This is a genomic window from Microbacterium sp. NPDC076895 (assembly GCF_040687115.1).
Taxonomy (GTDB): domain Bacteria; phylum Actinomycetota; class Actinomycetes; order Actinomycetales; family Microbacteriaceae; genus Microbacterium.
Window position 1 is genome coordinate 15,429 of sequence record NZ_JBFBMQ010000013.1, and the last position, 16,893, is coordinate 32,321.

Consider the following 16,893-nt stretch of genomic DNA (forward strand, 5'->3'; position numbering starts at 1 on the left):
ACGGTACGCCACCCACTCGCCCGGCGCAGACCAGGAGGACGGAACGATGAGAAAAGTCTTGGTGGTCGGCTGCGGCGGCTCCGGCGGGGCAACCCTCGGATTCATGATGGACCAGCTCCGCGCGGAACTCGCCCCATACGGGATCGCCGAGCTTCCGGCGGGCTGGCAGTTCGTGCACATCGACGTTCCGAAATCCGGCGACGGCGGGAACCTAATCGCTACGGTCGCCCAGCAAGGAGGCACGTATATCTCGACCGCTCCGGCATCGGGCGCCAGCTATGCCGACGTGGATGCGAGCCTCAGCACCAAGATCGCGGGGCGCCGCGAACTCGATCAACTCGGCACGTGGCTTCCACGTGACCCCGAGGACATCCGGGTCCCGGTGACCGTCGGTGCGGGCCAGCTGCGGGCGGTAGGACGGGTACTGACCCTCGCCCAAGCGCCGACCGTCTTCGAGGGACTCAAGGCCGCCTGGGAGCGCCTCTCCTCCGGTGAAGCAGAGATGCGACGCGTGAGCGACCTTGCCGCAGACCGATTCGGCAGTTACAACCAGGCCGACGATCCGATCATCTTCGTGGTGTCGTCAATGGCGGGTGGTGCTGGCGCATCGATGGCGCTCGACGTTTGCCGCATCCTCACCGGAATTTCACGGCTCGACCCGAGGCTCATGGGCGTCTTCATGTTCAGCCCCGACACCTTCAACGAACTCGCGCCCTCGGCCCGCGGTGGAGTCCGCGCGAACGGCCTCGCGATGCTTGGCGAGATCGTCGCTAGCCAGACGGGTTCCGCCAGTGCGCACGACGCCGCCGTGCTCTCGGGCCTCGGAGTTTCAACCGACAACGCGGCAATCCCATTCGCGCGAGTCTTCCCCGTCGGCCGCACCATGGGTGTGACCGAGACCGTCTTTGGCGACGGCACAATGAAAGGCCTCTACCGCGGACTTGGACGGGGACTCGCGGGCCTGATCTCCAGCGACGCCGCGCTCAACGCCTATGTTCAGTACGATCTCGGCAACTCCAATCCGACTGATACTGATCGATCCATCTTCGGCTGGGGGGAGAGTTCCCGGGACCTGCAATGGGGTTCGTTCGGATTCGCAAGTCTCAACATGGGGCGTGATCGGTACCGCCACTACGCGGCCCAGCGCCTCGCTCGAGCATCTGTTGACCGGCTCGTCACGGGCCACAAAGAGTCGGGTGAGTCGCGGTCGGACGAGACTATTCTCAACGCACTCGTCGACACCCACTGGACCCAGATCATCGCCCGCCTACAACTCCCTGACGACGCGAACCATCAGACGACAGCGAGTTGGCTCACGACAAGTGGGCTGCGCCCCGACCGGCTGCGCACCGAGATCGCCTCGATCGTCGACCGCATCGTCCGGGTCGGGCTCCCTCCCGCAGCAGGTGCCGACGCGCAACAGTGGTTGCGTGCTGTGTCTGAGCACTTCCCCGCCCGGCGCACGGAGATCACCACCGCTGTTGGAGATGCTGTGTACCGCTGGGCGTTCGAGTGGTTCGAGGACTTGGAAACGCGCCTCGTCACGGAAATTACCCGTGCGATCGAACAGTACGGTCTGCCCTATGCGCGAGCTGTGCTCGGTCGAATTCAGGCCGTCGTTCAAAGCAGTCTCCTCCCGTCACTACAGGGGCTAGCCGGTCACCCCGTGGACGACCCGGCACGCCTGCCAGCTTCGGTCGCCACCCCGTTGTCAGGCATGAAGGGCTCGATCCTCAATCCTGACGGGGTCATCCAGTCACTATTTGAGGGCGTGGCTGCGCAGCTACGTCCCAGCATCTACGGACGCGCCGCCGACACCCTCGCTCGGGGACTGGCATCAATGGTCAGCGAGGTGTTCGAGCCGCTCCGCGCCGAGCTCAGTGAGGCGCTCAAGCTCCTGACAGGGGCCGTCGCGCAACCAGTAACCTCGGTGAAGCTTGCTGACGCCCATACGACGATCTACAGCGCGTGGCCGAGCGACGAGAATACTCGTGTGCCTGAACGTTTCGACGTGGCGCACAACGAGATCCTGCTCACCCCTGCGTCCGGATTTGCGAACCAGTACGCCGACGACGTGCGGAGTTCAGTCGGCCAAGGCCTCGGAACCGGGGTCGTCGCGTCCCAGGCCGCGCTCGTCCCATCTGTGATCTCGGGCGTATGGCCGGTCGGCGCTGGCGAAGAGCCTCCCGGCGGACTACTCGAACGGAAAGCGATCTGGCGCGCCTCCTACTTCAATACCGACCCCTTCACGGGTGAAGCGCTACGGCCGGCGCCGGCACGCTACACCCTTCACCTATCGACGGCAGAGATCCTGCACAGGGCCACGGCGTTCGTGTCGCGCCGTGGCGAACCGTTCGATCGATACTGCTCCGTGTCTCTACAGGAGTTCGCCCAGGGCGATCTGAACACGCCCGAGAGCGAAATCAGGGCACGCCACGACCTCATCGTGCAGAGATTCAGTGAGGCCCTCGGTGCAGCCCTCCCTCTGATCGGGGTGAGCGAGCAGGCAGTCCTCGCGGTTCACGCAGAGGGGGTCTCCTACCGCTTCAAGTTCTCGGAAGTCCCCCTCCGATCAGTGTCGGCGCTAATGGATCGCCTCATTGAGGTCGTGCGAACGTGGCCGAACATTGACCCGACGACCGTGCAGGATTTCGACCGTGCATTCACAGAGAACGCGCACGCCACCAAGGTCGATGTCTTCGGCTCATACAAGTGCTACTCCCCGATCGTGTTCAGCGGCCTCCTAGACCCCGTAAAGGAAGAGTGGGGAACTACGCCGAGCTTCGGTCGACACGCGTTCTGGGAGCACCGGCGCTCCCGGCCGCTGCGGGGATCCTTGCCCGCCGGTGATGCCGAGCGGCGCGCGATGATCGCGGGGTGGTATATCGGACGCGTGACGGGCCGGATCCTGGTCCCGGGCGAGCCGTACAGCGATCCCGTACAGATCTGGGATCCTGCGCGCAGTGTCTGGCTGGCGTTCGCCCATCCGATGCTCACTCCTCCGAGCCACTTCCGAGGCGGCGACTACGATTGGCTGCCCGCAGTACTCGAATCGCAGCTGCTCGCAATCGCCCACGCGAACAATCCGCCCGCGCTAAGTTCACTGCTGCCCTACCGGCGGCTCCGCGAACTGTACGACTCGTCGGATCAAGGCATGTCATCGACCGGCGTCGGCGCCCTCGCTAGTAGGCTGGCGGGTCGGGCGCACCTGGGCGAATGGCTTCGTGAAGGCGCTGTGCCTAATGGGGGCCGGAACGTCTTCGCAGGCACAACCCCGACCGAACGTGCCGAGGCAGCGTCCGCGTGGGCAAGTGCCCAGCGATCGGCAATCGCCTCGCTATTTACGTCCCCCATCACCAACCGCCAGGACGCCGCGAAAGTGCCCTTCTTCCGCGACATAGCCCCTGACGCCCAATGGGCGCTCGACGAGATCCTCCGGTTGATGCCCGATGCGCTGGACGACGCCCGCCACGGGGGCGATCCCGTCGACGACGAGATGGTAGTGCTGTGAGCACCCTCGCGCTCATCGTCGCTCCGCGCGACCTCAATGGGGTGAGGGAAGTCTTGCAGGACTGGTCAGCGATCAACCTCATCGACCCGTTCGTGTGGACCGACGGCGAGGAAGCGACGACAGTCCACACGGGCCGAGCACGCCGAGGCCTGCTCCGCAATATCCTCGGGCATGCAGACGACACGCGTGTCGTGCTGACCGTGCTCGCCACCGCGATCCCGGGTATCGAGGATGTGAGCGCTGCCACAGTGAGCAGGTGCGAGCGGCTCGTCGTCGATTCGCTGGGAAACGGTGTCGAATTGATGCGGGTACGTGCGACCATCTCCGTGAAGAGCGACTCCCCTGCGACCTCGACGATCGCGACCGCCGGCTGGCACAACGTCGTCCTCTCCGCGGAAGAGGGCGCTGTTCCCGAACGTGGACGTATCGTTCTCGACAGCACAACGTCGCCCTCCGAGTTTCACGCGCACATCGCTGCCTCCTTGGCAGGGGCACTCGGGCTATGGGCGGGCGTCCGGGCGACAATGTTCGACGGAACATCGGCTCCGCAGTCTGCATCGGCGAGCATCGCGCGCTCGTTCATGCGCAGTCTCGACTCCTCGCGGGTTGAGGCCGAACTTCGAACGGCAGTTCTCAGCACTCAAACCGGACTCCCGCTCCCCCGCATGTCAGCTGGTACGACATACATCGAGGACGTGCCCCTAGCGACCTCGACGATGGAGGAATCCTTCTGGCGGCACTTCCAGGGCATGCTGCAAGGCGGACGCGACCAACCAGCAGTGACCACGTCGGAAGGAATCAGCGCGCTCAGTGCGATCGCGATGTTCTTCAGCTTCTTGGGTGCAGCGCTGCGAAACGCCCCCACCGCGTGGGTCCGCGGCACAATCCGAAGGGTCAAAGGCGAGATCGCGAGCACCGTCCAGTCGGCAATCTTCGGCTCGTCACGCTCTGCCTACGTCGTGGTCGTGGGCGGAGTGCTCCCAGATGGTCGACCCGCTTCCTGGGGTGAGGTGGCGGAAGCGGTCGATGAGCTCACGGTAACGGCGTCAGGGACCGCGCACATAACTCACGAGGACCTCACTCTGCTATGGCAGGGATATGTAGCGGCGGCTCTCACGCTCTGCGACGCCGGCGAAAGGCACCCGGCGCTAGCGCCGGTGGAGATCGGGTCACGTCGCGGCGTGCTCCGGCGCCGCGAGGACGCCGTTCCCGCCGGGGATGCACGATTCGGCCCCGTGCCTCCGCACGTCGCGACGATCGTTGGTTCCGATCGCATCGCGCCGTACGACGTGCTGAAAGCAGATGAACTTGAGGCTCAGCTCTCCGCCCGAGCATCGCAGGCCAGTATCGGGATCTCGGCCAGCAATACACTTGACGACTTTCGACGCTGGCGCCGTCAGTTTTCATCGAGCTTTGCCGTTCGCGTCGGCCAACGCCTCGCCGAAGGCATCACGACCACGCGTAGTGAAATCGCCGCGATTCTCGAGCGCCTGAACTCCGCGGTCTCCGATGAAATCGACGACTCCATTTCGCGGGCACAGCGCAAGACTGCGCGGGCTCTATGGATCATCCTCGCGATCGCAGGCCTCCTCGCTGCCATTGTCGGCGTGCTTCTTGGTGTCGCCGTGATCGGCCTAGCAGCGGCTACCGCCGCCTTCGCGGGCGTGGCTCTTGGGTGGTTTGTGTCGTCTTTCGTCGCATTTTTCCGCGGCCAGGCGGTGCTCTTCCGAGTATTGAAGGAGTTGCGCGACCTCCAGAGCCAACGCGATGTCGATGAACGGAATCTGCAGCACGCACTGCGTGATGCGCGGCGCCTGCTGGATGCGTACACGCAATTCCTTAGGTGGTCGGAGTTGCTCGGCGCAATGCTCGCCGATCCACTCGGCGCAGACCGTACGGTCAACTTTGAGGAAGCTGACGACATCTCGGGGCTGCCTCCCTCGGTCATCGTAGGGAAAGCCCTCGCCGACGCAGCCGAGATCGAAGTCGTCGCGGCTGAGCTTCGCCGACTCGTTTACGAACCGGGGTGGCTCAACCCAGTCTTTGGCGCCCTTATCAAGAATGCACACCGCAGGCTCGGCGCAAGGGGGATCGAGTTCAGGGAAGCACCCGACCGCCTCTTTGCGCAGCTCGGCGATGGCGAGCACACGGCGCTCCCTGCGTTCAGCGCACACCTCGAAGCGCACGGCACAGATCCGGAAGCCGGCGACGCGCTCTGGGATCAGAGTCTCAGTCTCATCGTTGGCGAGGCCGGGCTGCGTGATCGCCTCCTCACTAGCGTCGAATTCAACGGGCGTGTCACGAGCTATGCAGATTTCCTGGGAGGAATTGATCGCCCTGACACCGCAGGCGATCAGCGTGTCGACGGTTCAGCGCTCCATTCCGAAGTACGCATCCAGGCAGGCAAGACGGCAGTGGCGATGAGCGAGCCTGTCACGGTTTCGCGGGGCCTTAGTCGACTGACGCTCTTGCGTCAGCGCACCGAGGAATTGCCAGCCTACGAATTCGCCGCGACCAAGGTCGCTATGACTCACGCAGAGTCTTCAGTCCCGCCCTGGCCGGGCGACACCGGCAGCCAGGTCCTTTGACACCATAGAGCCCTTCACCCGAAGAGAGAGCAGCGCATATGTCAGAGACCGCCGCTTACGGCGCCATGGACGATCCGGGCAGCCCACGTGGACGCAGATTCGGCGTGATGCGCGAACTCGCAGAGCAGCTCATAGCCGAAGAACACCCGCTAGGCGAGCTGTTTACCGTGCCCTCGCAACGCGCCGTCGCCATGTCAGACGATGTGACGGCCAAGCAGATCCGCGCGAACCCTCGTTTCGCGCCGACCGTGAAAGAACTCGCGGATGCGATCGAAGAGGCTTTTGCCGCTGCAGGGATCAGCGTCGCGTCAGAATCACCACCCGATACCATCGCCGATGCTGCAACTCCAGAGCAGGTCGTCACTCCACCATCGCCCACACCGGCGACTGGAGGCGGCGATCCTGTGGACTTAGCTGGCCTCCGCTTCGCCGTGTATGCGGGAACCGTCCCCCCGGGCGAGATTGCAGCGGTGTCGACATCGCTCACGCCCGATGGCACGCAGGTGCTCACGTGGCCCGCAGGGAACGGCGTTTACGTGGATCGGATCGTGCGCGGCGATCAGCACCCACCGTATAACCCCGACAGCGCGACCGTCGTCGCGGTTAGTGCGGGTGGCCCCGTCGAGGACCGCGAGCCGTTCCATCATGCCGTGCGGCATTATCAGGTATGGCGCCACTCGGGCCCCACACTCTCCGAGGCCGCACTACAACAACCCGTCCTCGTCGCAATGAGCGTGGTGGTCGCACCTCCGCGAGACGTTCTGATTGGCGTGGATTCAGGCGCGGTGGTCACTGCCACTTGGGACGCCGAGCCGGGCACTGCTGCCGTAGCGGTCTATCGCGTGCCTGCCGAAGAAGCTTTCACCGCCGGGCTCGGAAACCCCAGCTACCGGATCCAGGCGGACCGTCCGCTACGCGGCGGCTTCTCCGACGCCGACGCGACCCCCGGTCGACGCTACGTTTACCAGATCCTCGCCGAGGCGAACGTCAACGGTGAGACCCATACATCGACCCCGACCCTCCGCGAGGTCCATTACGAACCGCACGACCCAGTTACCGACCTCGCACTGACACTCTCAGAGGACGAAGACGGCGCATGGTTCGACCTCACGTGGACGACGCCGCCGAGCGGCCGCGTCACGATCTATCGCACGAGTAGGCCACCAGCCGCCGGCTACGACGTCAAACCCATCGCCGTCGGAGCACTAGTGACCGCGGGACTCCCCGATGAGGCGCGCCTAACGCACCCAGTGGACAGAGATCACGGCGCGTCGACAATGCACCGCGTGCCCTGGCCTCGCGAATGGTCGAAAGCCTTCTTCACGCCCGTCGTGGAGCTTAGCGACGAGGCCTATCTCGGCAACACAGTGACGGGCATCCGGGTTCCGCCCGTGCAGCGCGTGAAATTGATCGAAAGGGTAGAGCAGAAGCTTGTCACGTTCGATTTCCCCGAGGGCGCCAACGATGTACGCGTGTACGTCGGGCCTCGTGATATGCCCGTCCTCGAGGCCATCACCGGCCCGGCGGTGGCCTCGATATCCCGCAACGACTATGAAGCGCGCGGCAGCTTGCGCCTCACGCGACAGCAACTTCCCCAGCAATGCGCCCTCCATTTCGTGGCGTACTCGTCGCATGGCACAGAAACGGTCCGCAGCACCCCCGTGTCAATCGAATACACTCCCGTGCTCCTCGTGGACTACCAGCTGTCGTTCGGTCTCGGTCTGACGGCGTCCGCCCGTCGTCCAAAGATCACGATCCGGAGCGAGCGGGACCTGAGCCTCGATCCGGGTGTCGGATTCGTCCTGGCGTTCCATCCCGATCGTCTTCCGCTGACCGTAAGCGATGCCACCGCGCACATCGCTCTTGTCCGCGATGTCGAGGAGGCAGCGGACGCGGTGCAACGCATCGAGGTGGGCCGACTTTCGACGAACGGCCACGCCGAGCCGGGCTGGAAAGCCGAGCCGGCTGCATGGTCATCGGTGATCTCGGGATCGGGCTACGTGCGCCTCTTCCTCGACGATCCGCGCTACCAGCCGTACATCGCCCTGCTCGACCCACCCGTCGGTGATCTGCGCGTCGGAGGGCTCATCCGCCGATGAACGACAAAGATCGCGACCGCCCGCGGTGGGCTCAGCTGACATACGGCTCTCTTCCTGCGGACACCGCGACCGGCGCATCCGCAGGTTGGCGGGTCAAGGAGACGCGGGGTGCGCCGAACGAGGAAGAGATGCAAGAACTGATCTCCTTCGCCGTCACACGCTTCGAGAGTCACGTCCCGTTCCCAGGAGTCGGCCAACGCTCGGAAGTGTACGAGGCGCTACCTCGACGCTTCGGATACACCCACCTCAACCACGCCGGCGTCTACTGGCACGCCGCCCAGGTCGACGCGGACGGCGCGGGACGCGCCGGGAACGTCTTTTCTCACCTGATCCTTGACCGAGATCCGGACGTCGTGGCAGAGCGTCACCACCCCATCTCGCTGTGGCGCTCACCGGATCTATTGAGCCCGCACCAGTATGGGAATATCGCAGCCTCAACTCTCCCGGACGCACCTCCGGATCCCGGCGCTGAGGTCACACGACAGAACATCCTCGATTTCCTTTTCGACCCCGGGTACTGGCGCATAGGAACACTCGCAGTCCTCGTCGACGCCGCGTGCGCCGCGCTCGCGGGAGGCCCCCGCGTCGTGCTTCACCTCGATGACCAACGCGAAGTCGCCCTGTGGATCGGCGCCGTCTCTGCGCTGCTCTCGCTTGCGGACGCGCGACGACTCGGATTCAGTTTGTACGAACGGTCGGCAAGCGATCACGGCAACTCAGTGGAGCGTGCATTCGCGCGGGGAGTGCTCATCGCGGCTGTCCCCCGAAGTGATGCGGTGCAGCTGGAACGGGACGTGATCGTCCTCGACCCGCACACCGAGATCACCGTGGGCTCGCCCGGCGAGTCCCACGAGCTCCCGGGGGGATTTTCCATTCCCGCAGGTCCTGCATCGCAACTTGTCACGTTGAGCATGTTCACGAGAGATGACGCCGCCGTCCACATGGACGGGATCGACTCAATCGCGCGACGCACCGGTGACGCCACGATGCTCGATCCGATGTGGCCTCTCGCGATGAGCATCCTCCTGTTGCGCACCGATTACCCCGATGCGGCGGCGGTTGCGGAGAAGATCGTCGTGCGAGCGACGCCCGCGTCAGCGGGCGCAGATGCCGAGCTGCGGGACGCAGCAGAGGGTGCGACACAGCGGGCGCTGAGTACCGAGCCCTCCGCACTATGGCAACACCTTCGGCACACGCCGCCAGCGTCATACACATACCAGCTCATCGCAAGCACCTATCTCGCGCACTCGGTCACCAACCCCACCTGGCTCACCGCAGAAACAGTCGCACCGGTCCCCTTCCCCCCGCCCACCTCGATCGACGCCTTCCTCCCCGCAGCGCAATCAGCGTTGACCACCGCTCTGGAGCAGCCCCCCGACCTATCGCGGACTCTCGCGCGGCTGCGCCTCGTCGGCTTTGTAACCCGGGCGCTGGAGGGGCGCCCCACTGTCCCGGCTCTCGAGGAACGTCTCGCTGATCTCGCCGCACAGGAGGTCGAATTGCTCGCAAAGCTCGGCACCGGCGCCGTATCTGCCGCGGCCGCAGCGCAGCTCGATGACGCTACCCTCACGACCTATGTCATTCCCGCTCTCGACGCGCGCACGGTCATGAGCCCAGTCTCGGTCTATGCGACACCCCCCGCAGTGCTCCGTGCCCTCTTCGGCCGCTCGCCGCTGCTCCAGTTCTCCGGGGCGGCACCGCGAACACCCTTCGAGTGGGATGCTCTCGCCCTCGACGTCGAGTCGACCGGCGACCTTGCCCGTGCGCAGCTACTGACGACGCAATACCTTTCACGGTATGGAAAATGGGGAGCGGTGCCCGCGGACGGTGCTGCCGTGATGGCGATCGTCGCTTCGTCCTGGAGCGGGAGTGAACTGATCCGGGTCACAAGCGATGAACTGACAGGGGTTCCCGTCCAAGCGATCATCAATGGACTCATGCGGTCCACGTACGAGGAAGCCGCACGCATCAAGCGACTGCCGGGACTTCATCGAAACCTCGCGCATCTTGCATCCACGGTGCAGAACGCGAAGTCGATCGAGAACTTCCGTGCTCCAGTTGGCACCATCCAGCTATCTTCAACCCCAGCCACCGACGCGCACATGCTCGAAAGGCTCGTCGGGAGTCTTAGCATGGTGCTTCACGACGAGAGCCTGCCCGCGCCGACAAAAGACGCGGCGTTGCGTTCCTTGGCTCCTGCAGTCACCGCACTCACCATCGCGACGATGCAGTCCCCCGCGCTTAATGCGCCGCCCCGGCGTGACGCGCAGGTCATCCAGGCCGCCATTCGAACGGTGAAAGACAACCCCGACTTGGCGGCGCTGACACTCCCGTATCTCGACGCCCGCGCGCGGGAAGCATCGTTGCGTGCAATCACTTTTGTCAGCCTCGTAGCCGCTGTCGCCGCGAGTGCAGACGAGTTGTCGAAGCGTCCCGGCGACCCGTTGCGACCCGCGCTCACCCAGATCCTCCTGCCTGACGGCAGCAGGCTGCTCGACGTCATCGCCGAACGCGGTATCCACGGAAACGGCGATGCCGCCAAGCTGGACGCCATCGCGCTCGCGAAGCAGATCTCGTGGTACTTCCCAGACGACCGCGCGCTTCCCGAGAAGCTGGCGAAGAAGTGGATGAGGGAGCACGGACCCAAGGGCCCCGGCTTCGTCGAGAACATCGGAGGCTTCCTGCGACGCCAGAAAGGTGATGACTGATGCAGCGCACCGTCCTGAGGGAACGCGAGCAGCAGGCGAAGGTGCCCGCGACTCTTCTTGTCGTACGCGCCTACGCAACCCCCCCAACCGTGCCCGTGACGGTGAGAGCTATCGCCCGCGACGGCGCCGATGTTCCGCGTCCGCCCGTTCCGCCGCCGCCCGGCGCAATCATCGTAGGGCTGGATCACCTCGACGGCGTGACCCTTCGCGTAGACGCAGAACATGTCTTCCCACCAGCAACCACAGTTCGCCTCGTCGCCGAAGCGGGGACCACCGCAGTCGAGATCGGGCCGATTGCCACGGCCGGCCTAAGCTCCGAGGAAATCGCGACCCTACGCGTCGAGAACGGACAACTCATCGTTCGAGTCGCAGCTGGAGACGGCGAGATCGTTGCCCTCTCCGAGCTGGGTGAGCGCGCACGCGCGGAAGCGGTGGACATCATTGACGCATCCCGATTGGCTGCATCCGAACGTATCGAAACACACCTTGTCGTGGACGGATCGGCGTCCTTTCGCGCGCTCGGAAATGCTTCGGTGCGGAATATCGCCGACGTCATGGCAGGTATCTGCTCTGTCGTAGGTGACGGAGACGTGCGCGTCGTGATCTCGGGGCGCGATAACGCCCGCCCGTCGGTCTCACGCCCCGACGCTCTTTGCGAGACCGTCATTACCGCCCTCACAGCAACACCTCGATCCAGCGGCGCGGGGCTGTCCAACCGTGAACTGTACCCAGCCATCGCACGCTCAGGGGCTACGTCGTGGGTGGTCACTGATGACGTCCCTTCCGACCTCACGATGCTCGCGCAGCGGGCCAGCGGCGCCGGCCATAAGGCTCACCTCGTCATCTTCGGTGACATCTCCCTCGCCCCGGGCCCAGCGGTCGGGGGCATCCCCGCGACTTTCATTGACCTAGCGACTTGGGGAACCGAGGTGACTCCCCCCGACACAGCCGTGGCAGAGGTCGTCGCCTCCCTCCTGCGCGGCATCTCACCAGATACCGACACCCGGACCGGAAAGGCCCCCCGATGATCAAGTGCCCTCAGTGCTTCTCTACCCTGGGTGTCGAACAAAAGGCGTGGGTCTGCGATAACACATCGTGCGCGACAGACGACCAAGATCCGATTGCTACCCGCTTCCACGGAGCACACGTACCCGCGCGCCCTGTTTACCTCGACGATCGAGTAGCCCACATTCAGCGGGCGAAGCAGGCGGGTCGCCCCGCGGGAGCGTGGCCACCTCCGCAGCCGGCATGTCCTGCGTGCGCGCGTGCAATGGCAGATGCCTGTCCTGTGTGTCGGTTTGTTCTCCCCCCACAGTGGGGAGCCGCGAACGTAACATGCGTCGTCATGAGCGGCGCGCGCGCGACCGGCAAGAGCCTGTATGTCGCTATGGGAATCGACCGCCTATCGGATCTTCTTCTTACCCACGCCAACTCTCAGCTGCAGCCACTTTCTCCGGATATCGCGCGGACATTCCAGGTCAACTACCGTGACCCCCTGAACGCGAGGGGGACACTCGAGTCCACCCCACGCTCCGACCTGCAGGGCGCCTACCAGAGGAGTCCGCTCATCTTCGATCTAGGAAACGTCCGGGGCAAGCGCCAATTCCTCGTCCTGCGTGACGTCGCCGGGGAGGACATGCAGAACCTCCCAACCGAGCGCGAGCATTTCTCGTTTTTTGGCCGGGCGGATGCGGTGCTCTTTCTCTTCGATCCGTTCGCGGTGAAGGACGTGCAAGCGAACCTCGCCGGAGTGGTGCCACTTCCGCCCGAGATCGGCGATGATCCGGTGAAGGTAATGGGCAACGTGCTCACGCTCGTGAGGGAAGGGGCAACGTCGAGTACCCGACCGCCCGTAGGTGTGGTCATGTCCAAGTTCGATGCGCTCGAAGAGTTCCGCATGCTGACCGACCGCCCTCAATGGAGCGAGCTGATGGCACACCGAGGTGCCGCCTTCGCACGGGACCCCAGCGAGAACGGACTGGCCTATGACTCAGCCGACGGCGATCTCCTGAGCGCCGAGATCCGGAGTCTCATTCTCAAGCTCGGTGGGGCGGGAATCGTCGCAATGCTGGAGAATCCAGCAGACCGCAAGCCCATCGAGTGCCGATACTTCGCCGTATCCGTGCTCGGCCACGCGCCACGCGGCGAAATGCTCGATGGGCGTGGGATCACGCCGTTTCGCGCCGTCGATCCCCTCAAGTGGGCACTGAGTCTATCGGGTGCTCTCTAGGCAGACGATACAATGGGACCAGATGCTTGGGTCGCCCTATTCTGGCAGACAGCCGCTCTCGCTGTCGCGGTGTTGGTGGCCGCCGGTGCTCTTTTTGGCGGAGCAGTCGCCCGATGGGCTGGTTATCCGCTCTGGGCGGGCATCCTGCTTGGGATCTTCGCGCCGCTCTTGGGGCCAGTTGTCGCTGCACTCGTTGCCATCGGACGTAGGAGCCGCGATCCCCACCCGAAAAAGCGCCGCAGGCGGCGGCTGAGCGGACTCTGGCTTCTCGCCCCCCTATGCGCAATCGGCGCGTCCTACTTCTCACCATGGTTGTCAGCGCGGTTACCAGGGCTACCAGGAATCCAGGTCTTCGCCGCAGGGCACTTCATCGACGTTCTGCTCCTTACAACTTTTGTCATCGTCGCGGCCGCAACTGCACTCGTCACGAGTGGGGGGTATGTGCAGATGGGATCAATCCTGTTGCTCACGCCTATCGTCGCGTGGGTCGCCGTACTATGGCTCATCTCCGCCATGACCAACGTGGCCAACAGCGTGATCGGCGGCGTCAGCGCCGCCATGCCGACGACGAACGAACTATGGGGCTTGTTCGGAGTCGATCCAGGTTCCGCGCCCGCGAGTCTCCTTGAAGCAGGGCTGGGCAGCTACGACCTCTCGGAAGCCACGAAATCAGTATCAGTCGAACTCGGTCCAGGCTGGTTCTTCATGCTGGCCGCCGCCGCAGCTGCCGCAACTTGGGCTTGCTGGGCTGCGTTCGTGCCGCCCTCGTCCAGAAAAACAGTTGCTCAGCCTCGCCCCGATGATGGCGATGCGTCAGAGCGCGGCCCTCTTATCTCGGGAGCATGACTCACGAGGAGGAGGGTGGCGGGCTGGCACTACGCATGGCGCAAGACGCGATCACGCCGCAGCTCGCAGCGACTGATGAAGGAGCGCAGCCTATGAAGAGGTGCGGGAAAGGTCATGGACCCGCTCGAACTACGAAGTTCTGTGTCTGATCGCAGTCCAAACTGGCAGCGTCACTTGGACGCAACTCGGGAACTATCGCGAAGTTGATCGATCGTGATTTCACACAGTGAGTCGCGCCGCGGCTTCGCGATATCGAGCTAGACGAACTCAAGCAGCATCCCACTCCTTGTCTGCGCGCCGTGCCGCACCACGCGTATCACTGCGACGTTCCCTGGCCCTCGGTCGAGGATCTGGAACTGGCGACCCTCGGACGGGTGCACTGGCACAAGAAGCAGCGCCTCCGGGGCTACTTCGACGACGCCCCCACCCGCTGAGTTTGAAGAAGCGTTCTATCCAGTTCTCGTGCGCCGCCGACACCAGCGACGCAGGCGCTAGTAGGCAGATCCGGAACTACCCACCCTAAGCCTCCGCGAGCGGATGATGGCGCTCATCGAAATTCCCCAGAGTTGCTCATCGGAATTCCTCAGGTCGCGTGGTCAGGTTAGCGCAGGTTCGTGCCGGTCGTGACGCGGCGGAGTTCGTCTGCGGCGGTGGCGTGGTGGCGGAGCCGGTAAGAGGCTCCATCGAGGGTGATCACGACGGATCGGTGCAAGAGCCGGTCGAGCATGGCTGCGGCGACGGTGGTGTCGCCGAGGATCTCGCCCCAGGCTCCGACCGGCCGGTTCGTGGTGATCACGATGGAGGTCTTCAGGTAGCGCTGGTTGATGACCTGGAACAAGGCTGAGGCGGCCTCGCCGGGTAGTGGCAGGTAGCCAAGCTCGTCGATGATGAGCAGGGTCGGACCGGCGAAGAAACGCATCATCGTCGACCACTTGCCTTCGATCGCGGCGCGGTGGCAGCGGGCGGCGAGGTCGGCGGCGGAGGTGAAGTAGACGCGGTAGCCGGCGGTGACGGCGGCGTGGCCGAGGCCGGTGGCGATGTGGGTCTTCCCGACGCCGGGCGGGCCGATCAGGAGCACGTTGGTGGCGGTGTCGATGAACCGGCAGGTGCCGAGCTCGGCCAGCAGCGACCGGTCGATGCCGGATGCGGCGTCGTGATCGAAGTCGTCCAGGGTCTGCCCGGTGGGGAGGTTCGCGAAACGGAACCGGCCAGCCAAGCGGCGGGCGTCGGTGGCGGTGACCTCGACTCGCAGTAGGTGCTCGAGGGCCTGCGTCAGGGTCCATCCTTCGGCTTGCGCCTGGTCGAGGACGGCGGGGAGGGCGTCCGCGGCGTCGGCGAGTTTCAGGTCGGTGAGGTGGCCGCGCAGCTGTTGATAGACGCTCGCTGCCGTCGTGGTGGCTGTGGTTGTGGTCATCGGAGGGTGTTCCTGTTCTTCGCGGCCTGCTCGTAAGCGGCCAGGCTGATCACGGTCGAAGGCTGCGCTGCAGCGCTGGTGAGGGCTGCGGCAGCGCGCAGCGCGGCGCTGCCGGGTGGGATGCGTTCTTTGCGGCGGTGCGGGCGTCCTGGTGTCGCTGACGCCATCGCGATGGCCTCCAGTGCGGTGACATGGCCGCTGTCGCGGATCGTGACGCCGAGGCCGGGTTCGGCGACCTGGTGGCGGGCGACGACCGTCCCCGATGCGGTGGCGATGTCGATGATGTCCGCGCCGAGCCGCTGCCGGACCTCGACTTTCGCGGCGGCGAGTTCGGGCGGGACGGAGTAGCGATTCCCGCGCCAGTCGATCAGCGCTTGCCGGGTCGCGGTGCGCTCCTCTGTGATGATCAGCTGCTACGAGGCCTACCGACGAGCACCCGACGCGTTACGACGGGCCTACAACCAGGCGTTCTTTACACGCATCCTGATCTGCGAGGACGAAGACGCGAACGGAAAACTCACCGACCTCTTCGAACTCGTCTTCGGCGCAGCCTCAACGCCCGCGGAAGATCTCAAGGAATCAGAAGAGGCCGAAAACACAGGGTTTTCGGCCTCTCAGGGTTCTAAAGACGAACTTTTGGTGCCCCTGGAGGGACTCGAACCCCCAACCGTTTCCTTAGGACGGAACTGCTCTTCCATTGAGCTACAGAGGCTGGCGGCATCCATTCTAGGCGGCGCCGGGAGCGAGCGAGCCGCGCGGCATCTGAACATGGGAATCCCCTGGGTATGGCGCTTGTGAGGTTGCGACGGCCGCCAACTCTCGGAATCGTGGCTGGCCCAGAGACCGCAACGGAAGGAGAGCACCAATGCTCACCATGACCGACACCGCGGCTGAGGCCGTCAAGACGATCGTCGCCCGCGTGCCGCAGGCAGCTGACGGCGGTCTTCGCATTCGAGACGCTGGCGCAGAGACCGGCTTCGAGCTCAGCGTGGCACCAGCTCCCGAGCCCGACGACACCGTCGTTGTGACCGAGGGCGCACGCGTGTTCCTCGACACGGCGGCATCGCTCGCGCTCAACGATCGCGTCCTGGACGCACAGCTGGAGCAGGACGGCACCGTCCGCTTCGCGCTCGCCGCACAGGGCTGATCCCCCAGCGACAACGGCCCCCGATGACTTCGGTCGTCGGGGGCCGTTTTGGCGCGGTGGGGGCAGTCCAATCGGCGGATGCTGGCTCGCGGCACCACCACGAGACCTTGTGTTTTCGCGGATCCCGTCCCCGACCGGGCCACGCACGGCAGGGTGGCCGTGGGGTGCGGCATCCGTGACGGGGTGACATGGAGGCGGAAGGGAGCCACCGTGTCCGTCATCATCCTCGTTCTGTTCATCACGGCCATCGTCGCGAGCGCGATCGGCATCGCACGCGCCATCGCTCGCGACGGTTATGGGCGGCGCCCCGAGGTCAGTGTCTACGACTCTCGACGCCCGACTCTGTGACG

At 64.8% G+C, this 16,893-nt stretch carries 11 protein-coding genes and 1 tRNA gene; 10 read left to right on the forward strand and 2 right to left on the reverse strand.

The window, feature by feature from the left end; translation table 11 throughout:
* Positions 1–46: 46 nt before the first annotated feature.
* The 8 genes from AB0O89_RS11470 to AB0O89_RS11505 all read left to right on the forward strand — a co-directional run bounded on the left by AB0O89_RS11470 (position 47) and on the right by AB0O89_RS11505 (position 14,416).
* Positions 47–3,511 carry a tubulin-like doman-containing protein gene (locus AB0O89_RS11470; protein WP_363497612.1) on the forward strand — a complete coding sequence of 1,155 codons (3,465 nt, stop codon included), beginning with the start codon at positions 47–49 and terminating at the stop codon, positions 3,509–3,511.
* Positions 3,508–6,099, forward strand: coding sequence for a hypothetical protein (locus AB0O89_RS11475; protein WP_363497615.1), 2,592 nt, complete (start codon positions 3,508–3,510; stop codon positions 6,097–6,099). The genes AB0O89_RS11470 and AB0O89_RS11475 overlap by 4 nt, the downstream gene beginning before the upstream one ends.
* Positions 6,100–6,137: 38 nt before the next feature.
* On the forward strand, positions 6,138–8,198 hold the full coding sequence (locus AB0O89_RS11480) for a hypothetical protein (RefSeq protein ID WP_363497618.1): 2,061 nt from the start codon (positions 6,138–6,140) through the stop codon (positions 8,196–8,198).
* Positions 8,195–10,906, forward strand: a complete 2,712-nt coding sequence (locus AB0O89_RS11485) for a hypothetical protein (RefSeq protein WP_363497621.1) — start codon at positions 8,195–8,197, stop codon at positions 10,904–10,906. Before AB0O89_RS11480 ends, AB0O89_RS11485 begins: the two co-directional genes overlap by 4 nt.
* Positions 10,906–11,934: a hypothetical protein gene (locus AB0O89_RS11490; RefSeq protein WP_363497624.1), complete on the forward strand. Its 1,029-nt coding sequence runs from the start codon at positions 10,906–10,908 to the stop codon at positions 11,932–11,934. Before AB0O89_RS11485 ends, AB0O89_RS11490 begins: the two co-directional genes overlap by 1 nt.
* 317 nt (positions 11,935–12,251) lie before the next feature.
* Complete coding sequence (locus AB0O89_RS11495) at positions 12,252–13,136, forward strand: hypothetical protein (RefSeq protein ID WP_363497627.1); 885 nt, start codon at positions 12,252–12,254, stop codon at positions 13,134–13,136.
* 513 nt (positions 13,137–13,649) lie between these two features.
* The gene (locus AB0O89_RS11500) at positions 13,650–13,982 is read left to right on the forward strand and encodes a hypothetical protein (protein WP_363497630.1); all 333 of its coding nucleotides are present in this window, start codon (positions 13,650–13,652) and stop codon (positions 13,980–13,982) included.
* 299 nt (positions 13,983–14,281) lie between these two features.
* Positions 14,282–14,416 (forward strand): hypothetical protein, encoded by a 135-nt coding sequence (locus tag AB0O89_RS11505; RefSeq protein ID WP_363497775.1) that lies wholly within the window; start codon positions 14,282–14,284, stop codon positions 14,414–14,416.
* Positions 14,417–14,583: 167 nt separating this feature from the next.
* Here the strand turns inward: AB0O89_RS11505 and istB are convergent, their stop codons facing one another.
* Together istB and AB0O89_RS11515 are read right to left on the reverse strand one after the other, a co-directional pair.
* Positions 14,584–15,396: an IS21-like element helper ATPase IstB gene (gene istB, locus AB0O89_RS11510; protein WP_068476904.1), complete on the reverse strand. Its 813-nt coding sequence runs from the start codon at positions 15,394–15,396 to the stop codon at positions 14,584–14,586.
* A 637-nt stretch (positions 15,397–16,033) separates the two neighbouring features.
* Positions 16,034–16,108 (reverse strand) — tRNA-Arg (locus AB0O89_RS11515).
* A 153-nt stretch (positions 16,109–16,261) separates the two neighbouring features.
* On the opposite strand from AB0O89_RS11515, the gene AB0O89_RS11520 reads away from it, so the two are divergent.
* Together AB0O89_RS11520 and AB0O89_RS11525 are read left to right on the forward strand one after the other, a co-directional pair.
* Positions 16,262–16,543 carry a Fe-S cluster assembly protein HesB gene (locus AB0O89_RS11520; protein WP_195692006.1) on the forward strand — a complete coding sequence of 94 codons (282 nt, stop codon included), beginning with the start codon at positions 16,262–16,264 and terminating at the stop codon, positions 16,541–16,543.
* A 210-nt stretch (positions 16,544–16,753) separates the two neighbouring features.
* A complete protein-coding gene (locus tag AB0O89_RS11525) occupies positions 16,754–16,891 on the forward strand; it encodes a hypothetical protein (RefSeq protein WP_363497634.1) in 138 nt (45 codons plus the stop codon).
* The last annotated feature ends 2 nt before the right edge of the window (positions 16,892–16,893 follow it).

Bases quoted from the DNA above. Each gene is read 5' to 3' on its own strand.
- AB0O89_RS11485 (WP_363497621.1), top strand. From the start codon at position 8,195: ATGAACGACAAAGATCGCGACCGCCCGCGGTGGGCTCAGCTGACATAC.
- AB0O89_RS11490 (WP_363497624.1), top strand. From the start codon at position 10,906: ATGCAGCGCACCGTCCTGAGGGAACGCGAGCAGCAGGCGAAGGTGCCC.
- AB0O89_RS11495 (WP_363497627.1), top strand. From the start codon at position 12,252: ATGAGCGGCGCGCGCGCGACCGGCAAGAGCCTGTATGTCGCTATGGGA.
- AB0O89_RS11470 (WP_363497612.1), top strand. From the start codon at position 47: ATGAGAAAAGTCTTGGTGGTCGGCTGCGGCGGCTCCGGCGGGGCAACC.
- istB (WP_068476904.1), bottom strand. From the start codon at position 15,396: ATGACCACAACCACAGCCACCACGACGGCAGCGAGCGTCTATCAACAG.
- AB0O89_RS11480 (WP_363497618.1), top strand. From the start codon at position 6,138: ATGTCAGAGACCGCCGCTTACGGCGCCATGGACGATCCGGGCAGCCCA.
- AB0O89_RS11520 (WP_195692006.1), top strand. From the start codon at position 16,262: ATGCTCACCATGACCGACACCGCGGCTGAGGCCGTCAAGACGATCGTC.
- AB0O89_RS11500 (WP_363497630.1), top strand. From the start codon at position 13,650: ATGACCAACGTGGCCAACAGCGTGATCGGCGGCGTCAGCGCCGCCATG.